The following is a 4,751-nucleotide window of genomic DNA, read 5'->3' as shown; positions in this document are numbered from 1 at the left end:
TCATTGATTTCTTGGAACCTCAAGGTGTGTTGTCGTCCAACGGTGGTGGCGTGGTTGCGGGCGGGTGAGTCGGAGATTAAGTCGGCTGATCTGGGTTGCCGCCTGTACGGTGCCGAAATGACCGTTGGTGCGCCTGCCCGGGTTTTTTGGGGGTTGCGGTCACGTTGGTTGCGGTCGCGGGAGTCCAGTCATGCGCGAGGGGGTGAAGGCGGGCTGCTACCTGGGGTGGCACCGAGAATCCGCGCTCCGCGCGGCCAAAGCACGAACCTCAGCCACCAGACCACCCCGCACACCCGAGCAAACCCCCGGCACGCTCCCTGCTTTCTTGTCGATGCCGCTTTTTGGGTCTTCAGCCCCGCCCCACCCGCTACCCGGGCGGATTGGTGCTTCAGAGGGGTGACCGACCCCGAAAACCGCGAAGCGGCAAGCAGTAAGCCGCAAATGCACGGACCGCAGATTGGGGCAGGCCCAAACATGGCAGTCTTCTTCTCGTTGCCATGCTCGAAGAAAGAGAGCTCCAGTTACTCTTAGGAACCTATTGATCTGTCGTTCGTATGTGGCATCGGACGTGCCTGCTCCGGTCACCTGCTCGATTTTTCGACCATCCAGCACCTGGCATGTTCGTTACTAACCAATACCCATTGCCTTGATCTGGGAGAAGTCAGGTTGAGTACAGCGTGGCTAAGCGGCCGCTCGGCTCCTGCTGCCCGCGCTCGCGATATCCAGCGCGCGTCGTAAATCAGCCAACCAGCGGCCGAGCCCATTGCCATTGCTGATTGCGCTAGTCGTCGGTCGGTTGTTTGTTCGACAGGCTGGCCCACACGATCTTTCCGCCGAGAACGTCGGGCGTGTAGCCCCACTCGTCGGCGAGGGACTGGACGAGGAGGAGGCCGCGGCCGCTCTCGTCCAGGTCGGTGGGAGTGCCGACGGTGGGCGTTCCGTCGCCGTGGTCCCAGACCTGGATGATCAGCCGCCGCTCGTCGTCGAGGAAGACCAGAAGGACGACGTCCTGCTCGGACCGGATCGCGTTGGTGACGAGCTCCGCCGCGATGAGGGTCGCGTCGTCGATCAGTTCAGGCAGCGCGCACTCCTCCAAGAGCGCCTTGACCAGTTCCCGGCTGAGCGGGACGGAGGCGGCTGTGGGCTTCAGTGCGAGCGCGTAGTGCGGCCGGGTGCATGCGTTCATCGGAGGCGGTCCTTGCGGTCGGTGACGATTGCGCTGCTAAGCGTGCACTCGCGGGATTACGCTCAGTAGGGGAATGGCCGCCACATCAGGGATGTCGCGCACGAAAGGGTCAGCGATGAGCGACGAACCGACGATCAACCCGTTCACGAGCCTCGCCGCCTACTTCGCGTACGAGCTCCGCCACTCGCGCGAGGACGCCGGGCTCTCGCAGGACGCCCTGGCCGGAGAGCTCTTCACCAGCCGCGCGTGCGTCAGCGCGTACGAGACCGAGAACCGCCGCCCGGGCAAGGACTTCGCCATTGCCGCCGACAAGCGCCTCAGCCCCCGCCAACGACTGGAGATCATCCACCACCACGCCCGCCGCGAACACAATTCGGGCTGGCTGGCGAGCTTCCTTGAGCACGAGCAGAAGGCGTACTCGATCAAGGCATACGAGGGGCAGGTCATTCACGGCTTGCTGCAGACCGACGCCTATGCCCGCGCCATGATGGCGCTCGCCGAGCCCAAGGATCTCGATCGAGCTGTGGCGAAGCGGCTCGCGAGGCAAGCGATCCTGGATAGGACGGAGCCCGAGCCACCCTACTTGTGGCTGCTCTTGGATCAGGCTGTTCTCATGCGTCCATTCGGTGGACGGGAAGTGATGTATGAGCAGCTCGGGCATGCACTAGAAATAGGCAAGCGTCCACGAGTGACAATCCAGATCGTCCCGTTCGACGCGGGGGTGCACTGGGGCGTGAACGGGGATTTCTGGATGTTCGATCTGGTTGATCGCAAACTCGGCTATAACGAAGCCCACCTTGCGGGTCGGCTGATCGAGGACCCTGCCGACCTCCGGCAGCTCGACGTACACTTTGACCTGATCCGAGCAAAGGCTCTCTCCGAAAAGGAATCACGAGATCTGATCACCGACGTACGGGAGCAGATGCGATGACGGTTCAGTGGCGTAAGAGCAGCCGAAGCGCGGCCGGGGAAGATAAGCACTGTGTCGAGTTGGCGTGCTTGACCGAGCGCGTCGGCGTCCGGGACAGCAAGGCGCCGGAGGGCGGCCACCTCTCGATCGGAGCAGACGACTGGCGCCGATTCATACGCGGAGTGAAGGCGGACCGCTACGACCTCCCACAGTCATGATGGTCGAGTGGCGCAAGAGCAGTCGAAGCGCGGCTGGGGAAGATAAGCACTGTGTCGAGCTGGCTCGCGTGCACGATGCCGTTGCCGTTCGTGACAGCAAGAAGCCAGGGGATGGCTACATCTCGTTTGTGGCGGCCGACTGGCGGCGGTTCGTTGGTGCGGTGAAGGCAGAGCGGTACGACCTTCGCTAAGGCATGACCAAGGTTTGCAGCGACCGTATGAGTTGCGTCGTGGTTTCTTCGCCCAGGGGAGCCAGGAAGCGGCGCTCTACGTCCTGACGTGTACGTTCGCCTTCGGCTAGCACGTGCATGCCGGTCTCGGTCAGCGAGACGATGTTCCTGCGGCGGTCGTGCGTGCTGCGGCGGCGCTGGAGGAGTTCTTTCCGTTCCAGTGCGTCCACGAGCGTGACCATGGTGGCGGGGTCGACGCCGAGACGGCCGGCGGCCTCCATCTGGGAGAGCGGCTCGGAGCCTCCGAACAGCGCGAGGAGTGCGAGTTCGCGTCCGTCGATCCCGAGCGGGGCGAGTGCTGCGGCGGAGTCCTCGACGTGCCGGAGGTACGCGTGCTTGAGGAGGAATCCGAGCCGGTCGGCGAACGCTGGAGGGGACGGGTCCGAACGGAAAGTCTCTTTCTGTGCGGCCGTCGACCTCAAGATTTCGACGAGGTCGTCCCAGGAGATGGCGGCGGGAACGAGGTGGAAGCTCGCTCCGGGGGCCCATGCCTCGATCTCTGGAGTGCGGGTGGGGCACACCACGTGCAGCGCCTCGTCATTTGCCAGGCGCAGCGCGACGGCACGATGCGGCGGCTCAAGGTACAGGCCCGCGAACTCGACGATCCGCACGTCCAACGGCGGATCGGTGGCGAACGTGAGGGGCTCCTCCAACCACGGCCGCAGGCCGTACCGATGCCAGACCTCAAGGACGCTGGCCGCTGACAGGCCCAGATCGGCGGCGATGGAGCGGGACGATCTATGGGACGCCCGCAGGGTGTGGACGACGATCTCGGTGTCATTGACCGTTCTCGGCCGCCCGGTGCGTTCCAGGTCGGCCAGTGCCGCGAGACCACCGGCCTCGTAGCGGCCGCGCCACTGGCGAACCGTCGGCACGGACGTCGCGGTGCGTTCGGCGATCACTGTGTTGGGCAGGCCATCGGCGGCCAGCAGCACGATCCTGGCGCGGCGTGCGGGTGTGCCGTCGCCAGGCATGTCGGCCATCTCTTCCAGTGGGGCACGATCGCCGTCCCGCAATGTGAGAGGAGACGAGACACGCATAGGACGAGCATCGCAGACAGAAGAGCTTTTTTCCATCGAGAAATTTGTGTCAACAGCGATTTAACCTTGCGACATGCGAGTGACTTTCGGTGTGAAGACCACGCCCATGCACGTCGACTACGCCGACATCCTGCGGGTCTGGCAGGAGGCCGACACCATTCCCGAGATCGAGGACGCGTGGTTGTGGGACCACTTCCTGCCTCTCGCGGGCCCGAAGAACGGACCGATCTACGAAGGCTGGACTCTGCTCAGCGCGCTGGCCGCGCAGACGAGTCGCCTGCGCCTCGGACTGCTGGTGACCAGCAACCGCATCCGGCAACCCGCCGTCCTGGGCAAGATGGCCTCGACCCTGGACGTGATTTCACAGGGACGTCTCGTCCTGGGAATCGGCGTCGGCGGAACCCACCAGCCATCCGGCAGCGGCGGGATCGCCGGTGACAACCCCGCCATCGCCGAGTACGACGCGTACGGACTGACGTTGGTGCCACCGGCGGAAGGGATCGCCCGTCTCGCCGAGACCGTCACGATCCTGAAGCGCATGTGGACCGAGGACGTTTTCGACTTCGAGGGCCGTCACTACTCGCTCAGTGGCACCCGCAACGAACCCAAACCGGTGCAGAAGCCAGGCCCGCCCGTCCTGATCGGAGGCTGGGGCAACCGAACGCTGCGGCTGGTCGCCGAACACGCCGATATCTGGAACATCCCCGGGCCGCCCCACAACAGCGTCGAATATCTGGCCGACCGTGCACGCGTGCTCGACGCTCACTGTGCCGACCTCGGCCGCGATCCACGCGAGATCACACGTTCGGTGCAGACGATCGTCTCGTTCGACGACACGCCAGGAGCCGTGGCGACTGTGCTCGACCTGATCGAGGCGGGCTTCGGACACGTCGTCCTGAGCCTGCGGCCGACCTACCCGAAGGCCGCCGCCCACCGCCTGGCCGACGAGATCATCGCTCCGGTCCGCGCCCGCCTCGCCTAACGCCTCCGGACGCGCGCGCCTACCTGCCCGTTCGCCACCACCGCCTGATCACCTGCCGCCCGACCCCCGGCATCTGCCTCCAGACCCCCGGCCTCGGCCTCGAGACCAGAAGCCACCCGTTCAGAGGCCGCCCATTCCGGGGTCGCCTCGTTCCGGAGTCGCCTCGTTCTGAGACCGCTCGCTCC

6 protein-coding genes are annotated in these 4,751 nt (G+C 65.1%); 4 read left to right on the top strand and 2 right to left on the bottom strand.

The genetic code is table 11. The annotated features are described in order from the left end of the window. Positions 1-781: 781 nt before the first annotated feature. Complete coding sequence (locus ACGFNU_RS32265; RefSeq protein WP_392599740.1) at positions 782-1,186, bottom strand: ATP-binding protein; 405 nt, start codon at positions 1,184-1,186, stop codon at positions 782-784. Between the two features lie 115 nt (positions 1,187-1,301). Between ACGFNU_RS32265 and ACGFNU_RS32260 the strand changes: the two genes are divergently transcribed. Genes ACGFNU_RS32260 through ACGFNU_RS32250 form a run of 3 tightly spaced genes read left to right on the top strand, consistent with a single transcriptional unit; the run spans position 1,302 to position 2,505 of the window. After that, a complete protein-coding gene (locus ACGFNU_RS32260; protein ID WP_392599738.1) occupies positions 1,302-2,117 on the top strand; it encodes a Scr1 family TA system antitoxin-like transcriptional regulator in 816 nt (271 codons plus the stop codon). Beyond that, positions 2,114-2,314: a DUF397 domain-containing protein gene (locus tag ACGFNU_RS32255; RefSeq protein ID WP_392599736.1), complete on the top strand. Its 201-nt coding sequence runs from the start codon at positions 2,114-2,116 to the stop codon at positions 2,312-2,314. The genes ACGFNU_RS32260 and ACGFNU_RS32255 overlap by 4 nt, the downstream gene beginning before the upstream one ends. Further along, positions 2,311-2,505 carry a DUF397 domain-containing protein gene (locus tag ACGFNU_RS32250; RefSeq protein WP_392599735.1) on the top strand — a complete coding sequence of 65 codons (195 nt, stop codon included), beginning with the start codon at positions 2,311-2,313 and terminating at the stop codon, positions 2,503-2,505. Before ACGFNU_RS32255 ends, ACGFNU_RS32250 begins: the two co-directional genes overlap by 4 nt. On the opposite strand, the gene ACGFNU_RS32245 is transcribed toward ACGFNU_RS32250, so the two are convergent. After that, positions 2,502-3,527: a helix-turn-helix domain-containing protein gene (locus tag ACGFNU_RS32245; RefSeq protein WP_392599734.1), complete on the bottom strand. Its 1,026-nt coding sequence runs from the start codon at positions 3,525-3,527 to the stop codon at positions 2,502-2,504. The genes ACGFNU_RS32250 and ACGFNU_RS32245 overlap by 4 nt on opposite strands. Before the next feature lie 130 nt (positions 3,528-3,657). Here ACGFNU_RS32245 and ACGFNU_RS32240 point away from each other — a divergent pair, with 130 nt between their 5' ends. Next, complete coding sequence (locus tag ACGFNU_RS32240; RefSeq protein WP_392599732.1) at positions 3,658-4,566, top strand: LLM class flavin-dependent oxidoreductase; 909 nt, start codon at positions 3,658-3,660, stop codon at positions 4,564-4,566. The last annotated feature ends 185 nt before the right edge of the window (positions 4,567-4,751 follow it).

This window comes from Spirillospora sp. NPDC048911 (assembly GCF_043198015.1).
Lineage (GTDB): Bacteria > Actinomycetota > Actinomycetes > Streptosporangiales > Streptosporangiaceae > Spirillospora.
Note: the sequence above shows the minus strand (reverse complement) of the source record. Positions and strands in the feature narration are given on the sequence as shown.